12 protein-coding genes are annotated in these 12,374 nt (G+C 46.6%); 7 read left to right on the top strand and 5 right to left on the bottom strand.

Annotated elements, in window-relative coordinates:
* Positions 1–53: 53 nt before the first annotated feature.
* Both ACYX4J_RS22465 and ACYX4J_RS22460 read right to left on the bottom strand, forming a co-directional pair.
* The gene (locus ACYX4J_RS22465; RefSeq protein ID WP_475709150.1) at positions 54–773 is read right to left on the bottom strand and encodes a methyltransferase domain-containing protein; all 720 of its coding nucleotides are present in this window, start codon (positions 771–773) and stop codon (positions 54–56) included.
* A 1,059-nt stretch (positions 774–1,832) separates the two neighbouring features.
* Positions 1,833–2,384, bottom strand: coding sequence for a nuclear transport factor 2 family protein (locus ACYX4J_RS22460; protein WP_475709149.1), 552 nt, complete (start codon positions 2,382–2,384; stop codon positions 1,833–1,835).
* Between the two features lie 434 nt (positions 2,385–2,818).
* On the opposite strand from ACYX4J_RS22460, the gene ACYX4J_RS22455 reads away from it, so the two are divergent.
* From ACYX4J_RS22455 to ACYX4J_RS22445, 3 genes are all read left to right on the top strand, one after another.
* Positions 2,819–3,256 carry a DUF1810 domain-containing protein gene (locus tag ACYX4J_RS22455; protein ID WP_476177584.1) on the top strand — a complete coding sequence of 146 codons (438 nt, stop codon included), beginning with the start codon at positions 2,819–2,821 and terminating at the stop codon, positions 3,254–3,256.
* A gap of 382 nt (positions 3,257–3,638) precedes the next feature.
* Complete coding sequence (locus ACYX4J_RS22450) at positions 3,639–4,262, top strand: GDSL-type esterase/lipase family protein (RefSeq protein ID WP_445359182.1); 624 nt, start codon at positions 3,639–3,641, stop codon at positions 4,260–4,262.
* A gap of 172 nt (positions 4,263–4,434) precedes the next feature.
* Positions 4,435–4,563 carry a DUF1810 family protein gene (locus ACYX4J_RS22445; RefSeq protein WP_476177583.1) on the top strand — a complete coding sequence of 43 codons (129 nt, stop codon included), beginning with the start codon at positions 4,435–4,437 and terminating at the stop codon, positions 4,561–4,563.
* Positions 4,564–4,600: 37 nt separating this feature from the next.
* On the opposite strand, the gene ACYX4J_RS22440 is transcribed toward ACYX4J_RS22445, so the two are convergent.
* From ACYX4J_RS22440 to ACYX4J_RS22430, 3 genes are all read right to left on the bottom strand, one after another.
* Complete coding sequence (locus ACYX4J_RS22440) at positions 4,601–5,938, bottom strand: dicarboxylate/amino acid:cation symporter (protein ID WP_445359183.1); 1,338 nt, start codon at positions 5,936–5,938, stop codon at positions 4,601–4,603.
* Between the two features lie 189 nt (positions 5,939–6,127).
* Entirely contained in the window at positions 6,128–7,324 is a 1,197-nt protein-coding gene (locus ACYX4J_RS22435; RefSeq protein WP_445359184.1) for a YHYH protein, read from the bottom strand.
* Positions 7,325–7,431: 107 nt separating this feature from the next.
* Positions 7,432–8,463 carry a LysR family transcriptional regulator gene (locus tag ACYX4J_RS22430; RefSeq protein WP_444895714.1) on the bottom strand — a complete coding sequence of 344 codons (1,032 nt, stop codon included), beginning with the start codon at positions 8,461–8,463 and terminating at the stop codon, positions 7,432–7,434.
* A gap of 1 nt (position 8,464) precedes the next feature.
* On the opposite strand from ACYX4J_RS22430, the gene ACYX4J_RS22425 reads away from it, so the two are divergent.
* The 4 genes from ACYX4J_RS22425 to ACYX4J_RS22410 all read left to right on the top strand — a co-directional run bounded on the left by ACYX4J_RS22425 (position 8,465) and on the right by ACYX4J_RS22410 (position 12,356).
* Positions 8,465–9,379 (top strand): CmcJ/NvfI family oxidoreductase, encoded by a 915-nt coding sequence (locus ACYX4J_RS22425; protein WP_444895713.1) that lies wholly within the window; start codon positions 8,465–8,467, stop codon positions 9,377–9,379.
* Positions 9,380–9,444: 65 nt separating this feature from the next.
* On the top strand, positions 9,445–10,776 hold the full coding sequence (locus tag ACYX4J_RS22420; RefSeq protein WP_476177582.1) for an aldehyde dehydrogenase family protein: 1,332 nt from the start codon (positions 9,445–9,447) through the stop codon (positions 10,774–10,776).
* Between the two features lie 34 nt (positions 10,777–10,810).
* Positions 10,811–11,608, top strand: a complete 798-nt coding sequence (locus ACYX4J_RS22415) for a prolyl hydroxylase family protein (protein WP_444895711.1) — start codon at positions 10,811–10,813, stop codon at positions 11,606–11,608.
* 106 nt (positions 11,609–11,714) lie between these two features.
* Positions 11,715–12,356: a DUF6058 family natural product biosynthesis protein gene (locus tag ACYX4J_RS22410; protein ID WP_476177581.1), complete on the top strand. Its 642-nt coding sequence runs from the start codon at positions 11,715–11,717 to the stop codon at positions 12,354–12,356.
* The last annotated feature ends 18 nt before the right edge of the window (positions 12,357–12,374 follow it).

The following is a 12,374-nucleotide window of genomic DNA, read 5'->3' as shown; positions in this document are numbered from 1 at the left end:
ACATTAGCGGCAACTTTCCGGCAATCAATTCCAGACAAATTTATTCTTTGCATTCAAGGATTTTGAGCAACAAAAAACATACCTGGCTTGAGCGGCCCAGGGAGGATCGAGGAGATAACATTGAAAACCCTCCTTTTATCATTTTTAATGAGGACGTTTTTTTTTGAATGATCTGAAAACCTATAATCAAAATGGTTTTCATATCTAAACTTTAGTAGATTAAAGCCGGCCCCCACCAAATAAGAACTTAACTCTTTTTTGGTATATTCGCGAATATGTCCTGGCCTATTATAATTCTCTCGAATCAACTCATATGGATTTCTACCAAATATAACCTGTAGCCTTTTATGTAAAGCTACGGCATTAGGTGTTTGAATTATAATAACCCCTCCCTTATTTAGCCGAGTCTTGAGAAAACTCAAAACCTGACTTGGAGAAGTACATAAATGCTCAATAACCTCAGAAAATATTATTATATCATATTTAGGAATGTCTGTTCTCCATAAAGATCTATCCCTACAATCATTTAAATTAAAATTAAAATGACGGGAAGTAGAGTTGGCATTTTCTCGCTCAAAACCCAATGTATCCACATTTTGAAATTTACTTTTCAGAGCTTCAGTAAAGCCAGACCTACCAATATCTAAGATACGAAATCCATCTTTATGATAATGGCTGACTGTATCAAATAGAATTTCAAACCTGGGAAAATGATACTTAAAATACCCACTATTAGCCCTCTTTTCGAGAAGGCTACTTAATTCTTTAGCCATAAAGATCCATTTTAATTTCAATACAACAATTGACATAGTACCAGATTACTGACATCAAAAAAGCTAACACTTCTTTATTGGTGAGAGTTTTTATTGATTACAAGTGGTGCTATCGTTTCACTTGACGGCATATCCCTACCACTTTCTCTACCCCACGATTGAGGCTTTCTTTAATCTATACTATCGAGCTCAATGCTACTCCATCTTCTATATGATCACAGTCAAACAAAAGCACAGTGGAGAATAACCTACGTCGATTACAGAAGACCTATCCCAGCATTCAAACCAGAAACTGGTAGATATATTTATTCAGATTTAAACGACGAAAATAATATTATACACTCCAAAAAAATAGAACTAATATAAAGTAAATTTTATAGGCTAGTCTTCTTCTGCACCTAATCAATAAAACTAATGGACACATTATTTTCAACTTGGATTTACAATACACCAATCAATCTTGACTCCAAAAATAATAATCACCTACATCTGACAAGTTAAAATTACACATCTATACTTACACACATTAAATATCAAGCCAATTTAAAAAAATGACATATCATAAAGCAATTCTTAACATATTTATTTGAACCAAAATAAAAATTTAAAATAAAGTTACTTACCTAAAAATTTGTTTTTAAGAAAAGTCAGCATCCTCTGGTAAACATTGCCGAATTAGATCCTTAGAATTTCTATTGATCCTCATATCCAAGAGAAGAATGCAGGTGAAAAATTCCAAATTCTAAGATCCGTAAATTTATGCTTACCCAGGACTACCCCCTAAAAGTCAGTATTGCGTTGCAACTCTCAACTGATTGTTGAGGGATGCCGCCCCAACAATTATGTTATTTTTCTGAGAATATTCGGGTTTTTTGAGGTTATAAATTTTGTATTACTAGCTTTACGCAGTTGATAACAGATCCCCCCTTTTGGTCGATAGGAACTCCGGTCCTACCAGCTGTAGTCTTCCCTTACTAATTACGCTTATTAACCAAACTCAAGAAAAACAAATAAATAAATATCTACATCAAGACAGTTGAATTTTTATGTTTCTTACAATTACTGCCAGCCTGTACTTAAAACAGATGCAATACTCAAAGGAACGTCCTTACTCGACATTTTTTTAATTTTTAATACATCCAATGCCTGGCCAACTGGAAGCTGTGAACTTCCCCAAAATTGTCTTGACACATCATTAACATCGAAGGTTTTTAATAATCTATATAAAACCCCATCACGTGCCTCAACATAATAGTGCATCCAAAAATCAAACTTGTTCCCTGTTGGAGCAAATATCCCAATCACATTTACATCCAATTCACATAAATTGCTATTTTCTGGGTCAGCTGAATTTGGCTTGAAATTTCCATAATATATTTTATCCAGTTCCCACAACATACATGCTGTCATAACCGCATTAAATGTATTCACCGTTTCAAATCCAACATAAACTCCACACCAAGGGATTGTGAAGGCACCTTCCGGTTCAATAATGAAGGTAACATCATCATGGAATGTGCTTCTCCATCCATCATGATCTTTAGCGAGCCAAGTCTCGTAGTTCTTCGTCATGACTTGTCGTGCAACTGAGTCGTACTCGGACTTTGTCATCTCATATTTCTCCTTTGAGGTAATTTGCAGAAAATCCATTCATAAACACAAATAGACTTTCCTCAATTACAAATATTTCTTCATTTTACCTTCACTTTCCTTGGAATAAATTAATAGCTGTTTTGTAAAATTATTCCATCAAAAAACTAGGTGCAAAAATATAGACTGAGCACTCTCCAGGTAATGCCACCTTAATAAAGGTACGTTATATTTATAATACTGTTATTACTTATTTTCCTTATAGCACAGAAGTATCCATTGACTTCCGTCGCAATTTTCGTCTGTGTGCTTACTGATCCTGCCCTTGCTGAGATTATGATGAATATCCATTAATTGGTGGAAGTTCAGCCGTCAGGCAGTTCATCCTCTCGCATTCATCCTTATTACTGCTAACCTTGAGCCTGCTAAGGAATAAGAATAAGGAGATTCAAAACATGGCCCAACCATTTCACCTTGAGCGTTTTGTGACGGCGCAAGAAAGCTCTTATGAAAGTGCCCTGAGTGAGTTGCATAGCGGCCTTAAGCGCTCCCACTGGATGTGGTATATATTCCCCCAGATCTCCGGCCTGGGGCACAGCGCGACATCCGAACATTTTGCAATTAAAAACCTGGATGAAGCCCGGGCTTACCTGGAGCACCCTGTGCTCGGCCCCAGGCTCAAAGAGTGCTGCAAGGAGTTATTGCAACTGAATAATTACTCCGCTTACCAGATATTCGGCTCACCGGATGATGTAAAACTTAAGTCATCCATGACGCTATTTTCTATCGCCGATCCCAAAGACAAGCTATTTGAAGAGGTGCTGGAAAAATACTATGAAGGACAGAAGGACCTTCGTACTTTCGAGATACTGAAAGTTCCTGTCCAACATTAGTTACCCGCAAGGGTGGAGCTTTTTTATGATCGGAAGGCTGGATGGCAATCATAATCTGAACCATTATATTGGCGTACAAACTGTAGTATCCATACTCACAGAATCTACCACTCTACCCGTATTAAATTTTCCCCACCATTTTAAGCCAAGCCGATCAGCACCTCTTCCCCCCTCCAAAGAAACTGTAAATCTACAGCCCACCTTAGAACTCTCTCCATTCGATTTCTAATTGTTTTTTAACAAGGCTATTCCTACTCCAGCCTTGGACTCTCAACTTTTCGAAATCAAGATTTGATACTAATGCATACAACTTGGACCTAGTCGATGTCTATAATGGTAACGGTAAATAAAATCCAAAGTTCAGCCAAATTAGTGACTTTCTATGGCACGAAGAGTCCCCAAAAAAATTGTCTTTATTGGCTCCAGTTCTATCTATGGAAAAGGTGATACAGAACTAGGCGGATTTGTTCAACGATTCCGGTTTCGGTTCGAAACTTTAGATCCCCATAATATAGTTTACGCTCTGGGAATATTCGGAGAGAACGCGAACTCTTTAGCCATAAGACTTTCCCGAGAACTGCCTCCAAGAAGGCCACACTTAATCGGGATATATCCTGGTTTCAATGATATTTGCCGTATCGGGGGACCAAAGGCTGAGAACTCTGTATCGCTGGACTCTTTCCGTCAAACAGTGCGACAGCTGTTACAAACGTCTAAAACCATCGCGCCGTCCTTCCTAATGACAGGCATTCCGTTCGATGAGCAACGAACTACTCCCTTTCGGAATAGTGATAGCTATTTCTATCAGGCTGATGCGGACCTTTATAACCAAGCTATGAGAGAATCTGCCACTACCGAAATGATCCCCATACTGGAGTTTGGCAATTTATGGCGAGCTCAGGAATTTATTACCCTTCTCTCAGAGGATGGCCTCCATGCAAATCCCAAGGGACATCAATTACTGTATGAACAGATTTGGGATTTTATCTCTAAAAATTACTTTTAGTATTTATACATATTTTTCAATCAAATATATTATAAAAATATAAAGACTGGAACGATATTAAATAATTTATATTTGTTTTTTCATATTATAAAGATCACCCATACTTTACATATGCCACTTTTTTCTATTTCAAGCTTCCTTTAGATACACTATAAGTAATTAAGATTTTAAGATGCAATCTTCTATGGCCTTATTCCCATTGGTAGAAGAGGGCAGAACTTTATTTGATGCAGTCCTGGAGAAATACTACGAAGGTCAAAAAGACCCTCGTACTCTGGAAATTCTAGTTATGCCGCAATAGAAACCGGGAACCCTCATTCAAGCCATCACTTTGACAGTCAGGCCGTTTGGGCAGCTTCCTCCTCCAGGTTGTCGCTGCCCAACAAGCGGTCCATCACCAGACAGGCTGTCAGATCCCCGGTCACATTGACTGCTGTACGACACATATCGAGAATCCGATCCACCCCCAGAATCAACGCAATACCTTCCGGCGGTACTCCAATACCGGCCAGAATTGTCGCCAGGATTACGATACCGACGCCCGGCGTACTGGGAGAGCCAATTGAAGCGCCAACGGTAGTTACGGTCAGCCCCACTAGCTGCGCGGTTGTCAGGTCAATGCCATATACCTGGGTTAGGAACACCGCAGCGATTACCTGATAGAGCGCCGTGCCATCCATATTCACAGTAGCGCCCAGGGGCACAATAAATTTGGCGATGGGTGGTTTTACTCCCAGGGGACTTTCTGCAACTTTCATTGACAGCGGCATTACCGCGGCAGAGCTGGATGTGGAGAATGCCAGCAGCTGCACTCCGCTAATTCTCTGCAAAAATGTGATCGGGCCGACGGAGGTCACCAGGGAAACAATTATCAGGTAAAAACTGAGAAGAATAAGTAGTCCCAAAATCACGGTGCCCACATACACAGACATTCCCAGAATTGCAGTGAGACCCACGCGAATAGCAATATCTGCCAGGAGGCCAAATACGGCCAGGGGCGCAAACAGCATGGCCCAGCCAACCACTTTAAGTGCCACCTCCTGAATAATGCCAAAAGCGTATACCGCGGTTTCCCGCTGCTTTTGCGGCAACAGCATCACTGCAACACCAATAAAAATCGCGTAGACCACCAGCTGCAACATATTGCGCATGGCGATACTTTCGTTGAGGTTGGCGGGAATCAATTCAGCAATACGCTCGGGAAGCGGTTTGGACTCCATCACCTGGGGGGCGCTCGCAACCTGTAACTCAGTGGCGGCGCTGAGCAGGGACTCATCGATATAGTCACCGGGTTGGATCAACTGGACCAGGATAATGCCGATAATCACCGCAACAGTGGTAGTGCCGACAAAGTAGGGAGCGATGCGCAGTCCGACACGTTTAAGCTGACTGACGTTCCCGCTGCCACTGAGCCCCAGGATGATTGAGGACATAATCAGCGGTATCACCACCATCTGGATCATATTCAGAAAGATGGAGCCCGGCAGCTTAAACCAGCTGGCCAATGCCGTACTGAGATCCTGGCTCACCAGCGCGGCCCCTTCAGGAGATAGCAGCAGGCCGACAGTTAGCCCCAGGATCATGGCGACCACTATCTGCATCCACAGGCGAGTGCGCACCAGCACACCGAGGGATTCCACCATTCGGATCAGATAGAAATTTGTACCATTGCTCATTGTTGGTATTCCGGATTACCTGAAATAGTTAGAGGCATTATCTCCCAGGGCCATTAAGGAAACCTGACGGTCAGATCAAGTCCTGGGCTTATAAGACAGTTATTCGACGCCATTTATTGATATCAATACCAAAAAGAGCGCTGAGGCTCTCTTCGTCTTTCACTATTTGAAGCAGCAATCGGGCCTGAGTTAACGCCTGGGTGGTCCGGGAGGTCCCCGATGGGAGAAATCGCACTGGCTTTGATTGCCGGCCAGGGCACAACCTCTCTCCCCTTTTAGGCAATGCAGAATATCGTTTTCTGCAGCGAGGTTGGCGTGGTAGTGGTAGCCCAGGTCGGCAAACTCATGGCCACGGCATTCGTCCAGGTCATCGGGCTCGCGGCCATCGGCATTCTCCCGCGCATAGATCAGGTAGCCATCTATGGCGACACCGACAATCGCTGCATGGCTTGCGGCAGACGGGTAGGCTTGGCTGCAACCCAGGGCAGCGTGGTAGTGATAGCCCACATGGGGGTTTACATGACCACCACAGGCATCCACTGGCGCTAAGGTGTGTGCACCTAAAATTGCGCCGATAGGCGCGGCGATATCAAATTTAACCCCATTAAAAGCGACTCCATAACCGGAAAAACCATCGGGATTCTGCTTTGACTTGGCCTTCTCAGGCTGTACGGGGATCAGGTAGCGGGTATGAAAATCCGGGCCCATATAGCTGGCCAGGCACTCCACGCAGTAATTGTTGTATTGCGGTGCCACATCAGGCCGCGCGGCCATCTCGCAGGCTTGCTTCGAATCGGTAACCTTTATCGCCCCGGTTTTGGGATCGTATAGGCTCCATTTTGGATCAGAGAAAAAGGTCGCGGCATTTTTAACGAAAGGTCCATCAATCGGCACTATCTGCTGCTTGATAAACATCATGCCGCCAGACGTAATTGGGTCGACAACATTGCGTGGACACCAGGGCCCCATTTTATGTTTGGGTTCTGCCTTTACCACAATCATCCAGCATTGGGTCTTGCGTCCCTCGGAGAGGGTGCAATCCACCTTTTTAATTTCCTCAACCAGTGCGTCCTTGGCAAATAAGTGGGGGATGCCCATTTGCTCGGTAAAATCGGAATGAGCGTAAACAGAAGAGTTCAAAAATATCAGCAGAAAAAATGCTACACGCATGGCGACCACTACCTGAACACTTGGAATGCTCAAGTTTAGCAGCGCTACCTCCCTCGCTAAGGAGCCTCTGAACAACTCCGTAATGCCTCTGCGGGTCTTGAAGGCTGCAGATGTTAGGCGCAGCTTGCTGCGAATGGCTCTAGCCCTTTGCAAGGGCTGCAACGCAGCAGCTGTGGCCTTCAAGGCTCGCCCTTCGGGGCTTGCAGAGCGATTCACACTCCGCGTTGCGACTTCTTGAAAGGTCTAGACATTCCTGCGAAGCCGCGCCTTGATTGTGAACCGCTCTGCATGCCAGAGGTATCACGAAGTTATTCAGAGGCTCCTTAATTACTGGGAAATTGTTGTGCTAACAGGGCGCGAATCCACTTGTGCAAAGGGTCCTGACTGCTGCGGGTATGCCAGGCGGCAATCACATCAAACCCCGGGGGCTGTTCGACAATAGGCAGTGTTTTTAGTCGGGGATCAGGCAACAGTCGCGAGGGCAAAAAGGCAACGGTATTGGTAGAGGCAATGCACTCGGCTGCAGCAGCAAAAGAGGGGACAGACAGCACCACATTGCGCTCCAAACCAAACTGCTCAAACCAACTATCCGCCATGCCCCGCAGATCTCCCCTGGAAGGTGATACCACCAGCTGTGGCAAAGCCGCCAACTCTTCCATTTCCAAAGGCTGATTGGCGCTGTGCAGCATATCGGTGTGCTGACAACATACACAGACGTAGTGCTCTCGATACAACAACATGCTGGGACTGTTATCCGGCACAAATCCCGGCGTGCTAAACACCAGATCCACTTCACCGGTTTGCAGTTGCTGGGCCATGCGATCAATTTCCAGCTTAAGCACCACGACTTTTATATCTGGAGCCTGCTGACGCAATTGCTTGAGGAGAACCGGCAGTACCACCCGCTGCTCAAAGTCCGTTGCACTAATGGTAAAGATGCCCCGATGCTGTGCCGGATCAAATTCATCCGTACGCAGCAGCGCCGCGACATTATTCAGGATCTCATCCAATTTGGGAGCCAGGCGCTCGGCCAGGGGGGTGGGAATAACACCGTTGCTGGTGCGAATAAACAGCCGGTCATCGAAGATTTCCCGCAGGCGTTTCAATTGTTCACTGACCGTTTGCTGGCTCACACCCAGCTGGTCAGCCACCCGGGATAAGTTCAGTTCCCGCAAGATAGCGTTCATTAAGCGAAGTTGACGTAACTCCAGCCTCTCCAGTGGGTTCGCCCGATGATTTCTGCTCAAACCTGTATCACTCACAACTGTTACTTGGTTTTCATTGTATCCACGTAACCCTAGCATTGTGAGTAGATTGGCCCGTATGGCATCCACTTCGGTGGGGGGAGAGTTCACTATGCAAACCGCAGCCCGATCCTCCTTTCAGGATCAATTAGTTACAGCAATTATTCACTACGCTGATCCCAGTAGCGATCTGGTGTACGACAAGCGTTCAGAGGGCCCCGGGCCCGCCAATCTGGTCGAGAATGTTATTTCCCAGCAGGTTCACATCTACGATGGTCGCGCCCTGAAAACCGCCGGGGAGCGTTTTCGTCTCGATACCCAGGGATTTGAGCTTGTACGCCCTATGCTCGGCATAAACCTGCGCCAGCTGGATGATGCGCTACACGCGCTGGACCAACCCTCAGGGAGTAGCCCCAGCCCTGAGGAGCGCGACCAGTTGATTCGCACCCAATGGTATCCAGCTATTGAATCCTGGATAGGCGCTCACCTGGGTGCAGCAAAGGTACTGACCTTTGACCACACGTTACGAGCCCAACCATCGACTGATGCGGCACCGGAGCTGAGTCGCAGTCGCCGATCCCCGGTGAAATTGGTGCACAACGACTACACACCCTGGTCCGCAGAGCGCCAGCTAAAGGAAACCCTGGAGGCCCGGGGGTACAAGCCATCAGATTATCCGCGCTACCAGTTTATTAATCTCTGGCTGCCCCTATTGCGCCCGGTGCAGGAGTCACCGTTGGCAATGGTGGACCTGCGCACTGTCGCCGCCAGTGATTTCCACAATATGCGATTAATTTACCCAGAGCGAAAAGGGCAGATTTCGGTGTTGAGTTTCAACCCGGTTCACCGCTGGATTTGGTTTAGCGATATGCAGCCCGGCGAAGGCATTTTACTGCGGGTCTTCGATAGCCAGCACCGAGGCGATGTAACTGGTGTTCCCCACTGCGCTTTCGACCTGCCGGGAAGTGCAGGGGCACCACGCAGAACCAGCCTGGAAATTCGCACTATTGTCCTGTTTGACCAATAACACCAACGCTTTTAAGAAAACACCCGGCCACTCAATAAAGTGGCCGGATTGAGTGGGACCTCATTATGGAAAATATACTTCAATCGATTGATCCACTAACCGGAGAGGCCATCGGATCGCTACCTGTCAGCAAGCCCCAAGATATTCAGGACATGGTGGAGAAAGCCCACAAAGCGCAGCGAGTGTGGTCGAGTAAATCTCTTCAGGAGCGGGTACAACTACTTCAGCAGGCTTACACAAAACTGAATGCGGAAGAGAGAGAGCTGACACAACTTATCAGCCGTGAAATGGGCAAAGATGCCCGGCGTGCACAGTATGAAGCCGGCGGCGTAGTCCAAGGCGGTGCCTGGTTAGCGGGGGATGCCGGAGAGGCCCTGCGGGCAAAACGCAGTGGCGGTAGCGAAATTCAATATCGACCACTGGGCGTTGTTGCGGTTATCTCCCCCTGGAATTATCCACTTGCCATGGCCAATAACCTGGTTGTTCCCGCCCTGGTCGCCGGCAACGCTGTGATTTTAAAACCTTCAGAAGAATCGCCATTGGTCGCTGACTTATTGGTGAAAACACTCAATCAAACCTTGCCCCAGGACATTTTACAAATTGCTCACGGCGATGGCGCAACCGGTGAAGCCCTGGTGAAATCCCCCATCAATATGGTCGCCTTTACTGGATCGCGAACAACGGGCCAAAAAATTATGGCCAATGCCGCTCCGGCATTGAAACGCCTGGTTATGGAGTTGGGTGGCAATGACCCAATGATCGTGTTGCAGAGCGCCAATATTCCCCAGGCGGCACAATTTGCCGTTGGCTCCAGTTTTGAGAATTCAGGCCAGATGTGTACCTCCACAGAGCGTATTTATGTGGACGAAAAAATTGCCGATAAATTCGAGAATGCCGTGGTGGCATTGGCGAAGCAGTATCGTGTCGGCGGGTGGCAGGAGCCACAGGTGGATATCGGCCCCTTGGTTAATCACCGCCAACATCAAAAGGTAGTGGAGCATATCCACGATGCCCTGAATAAAGGCGCAAAGCTTCTTCTAGGGGAGCACGATCCACAGGTGCCGTTTATTCCGCCCACAGTTATCAGCGGTATTCGACCGGGCATGCTGGTGGAAGATGATGAGACTTTTGGGCCTATCGTAGCCATCGACCGCTTTAGCTCAGTAGACGATGTGGTCGAGCGGGCCAATAACTCTGTTTACGGTCTTGGTGCGGTTGTGTTTGGTGAAAGCAAACAGGCCGAGCAAGTCGCCAGCCAGCTGCAAGCGGGAATGATTGGCATCAACCAGGGCGCCGGCGGCTCACCTTGGGTGGGCGCCAAGCAAAGTGGCTTTGGCTTCCACGGTGGAGCTGAAGGGCACCGGCAGTTTGCCCAAATTACCGTTTTAAACCGCTAAGTTTTTGAAAAATTTTCCAATAGAAGTACAGCAGATGTCCACGACTGAAAGTATTGATACTGTCACCCACTTGGATGACTTCTTTGTTATCGCTCGCGAACCCGGAGCAGAACACCCGGCTCTACCCACCTGGGCTACACGCAGTAAAAACCCGGCGGCCCTGGCCGAACAAGCACCGCAACCGGTTTCACGACGAGATATCGCCGAGGTACCCGGAGCCTTCCAATTGCTCAATGTCTTTTCCAAAGACGAATGCCAAGGGCTGATTGATATCACTGAAGCGGTGGGTTATTTACCGGATGCAGCCGTCTCCCTGCCCCGGGAGGTCCGCCATAACGACAACCTGACCTGGGTGGTTGACGAGGTTACAGAGCGGCAGATCTGGCAGCGATGCCGAGACCTGGCGCAGGACTTAAATGGTTACTTTGGTGGAAGAGAGGCTGTTGGCATAAATCGGCGTTTTCGCTTTTATCGCTATGGTGAGGGAGATTTCTTCCAGTTCCACACCGATGGCGCCTGGCCCGGTAGCCGCATTGACAACAACCAGTTGATCACCAATGGCTACCCCGATCGCTATAGTGAAATGACGTTTTTAGTACTGCTGAGTGAAGATTTTGAAGGTGGTGCAACCCGATTCAGGGTGAATGCAGATGACCCCCTAAAACAACCCAGTCGGGACTCTTTATTAGACATCGATGTCCGCACACCTGCCGGAGCCGTACTGTGCTTCCCCCATGGAATGCATCCCTTACACAGAATTCACAGCTCTACTCCAATCACCCGAGGAATCAAATATATTATTAGAACGGATATTCTCTTCCTGCAGGAATAAATTCTCCAAGACTTGTTAAAAGGGAAAAGATGCTTCGGCTCACATCGAAGTATTAAGTGCTCCAGGCGCTAGAATTCCATTCGATTTCTACCTTGGAGCACATTCAGTGAAATTGCTTAATTATCTGGATAAACACTTCCTGACCAAAGAACAGCTTATTCAGGCTACTCAAATCAGCGAACTACAATTGCAGCGCTACCAGGATGAGGGTGTTATGCCAAAGCCCTCTTATAAGCTTAATATTCAATGGGACTGTGAATCCTTTTTTGGACCCCACTCCGAAAAACAGGCAGTTGAGTACTTTGCAAAAGGCTACGCCAGCTGGATTGGTATCATAGAGGCTAAGCAAGACTTTAACTCTATTTATCAATGCTTTGCTAATCGATATATGGCTAAAATAGCTCAATTGCAAAATTTAAGATACGAATCAAGAAACCCAAAATTTTCATCCGGAATTTCTCAACATATCGAAGAGGAATGGCAACACTTTATTGAGGGGACTTATGGATTATGTACTCGCAGTGGCCTGCCAGAAGATATAGCAGCAAAGGAGCTGGCTAGCACAGAAATCAATGCACTTCTTGCTCAAGATAATTTAAACCAAAAACAAATACATCGGCTTAATCGCTTTGTAGATCTTCTAGATGAAACCAGCGCATATTTTGCACCTCACGAAAGAAGTACAAGCTCAAGAACGAAGCTAATTGATATACCACACCAGGAGTACAATTTAGGTTGTGCAATATAAATTTTTCTATACACCAAT

It is taken from the genome of Microbulbifer sp. ABM4_008, assembly GCF_056311705.1.
This window is presented reverse-complemented; position numbering and strand designations above follow the sequence as displayed.

Coding starts and splice junctions, on each gene's coding strand:
- ACYX4J_RS22445 (WP_476177583.1), top strand. CDS start 4,435: ATGCAATCTTCTATGGCCTTATTCCCATTGGTAGAAGAGGGCAGAACT.
- ACYX4J_RS22465 (WP_475709150.1), bottom strand. CDS start 773: ATGGCTAAAGAATTAAGTAGCCTTCTCGAAAAGAGGGCTAATAGTGGG.
- ACYX4J_RS22415 (WP_444895711.1), top strand. CDS start 10,811: ATGTCCACGACTGAAAGTATTGATACTGTCACCCACTTGGATGACTTC.
- ACYX4J_RS22425 (WP_444895713.1), top strand. CDS start 8,465: ATGCAAACCGCAGCCCGATCCTCCTTTCAGGATCAATTAGTTACAGCA.
- ACYX4J_RS22420 (WP_476177582.1), top strand. CDS start 9,445: ATGGAAAATATACTTCAATCGATTGATCCACTAACCGGAGAGGCCATC.
- ACYX4J_RS22460 (WP_475709149.1), bottom strand. CDS start 2,384: ATGACAAAGTCCGAGTACGACTCAGTTGCACGACAAGTCATGACGAAG.
- ACYX4J_RS22455 (WP_476177584.1), top strand. CDS start 2,819: ATGGCCCAACCATTTCACCTTGAGCGTTTTGTGACGGCGCAAGAAAGC.
- ACYX4J_RS22440 (WP_445359183.1), bottom strand. CDS start 5,938: ATGAGCAATGGTACAAATTTCTATCTGATCCGAATGGTGGAATCCCTC.
- ACYX4J_RS22450 (WP_445359182.1), top strand. CDS start 3,639: ATGGCACGAAGAGTCCCCAAAAAAATTGTCTTTATTGGCTCCAGTTCT.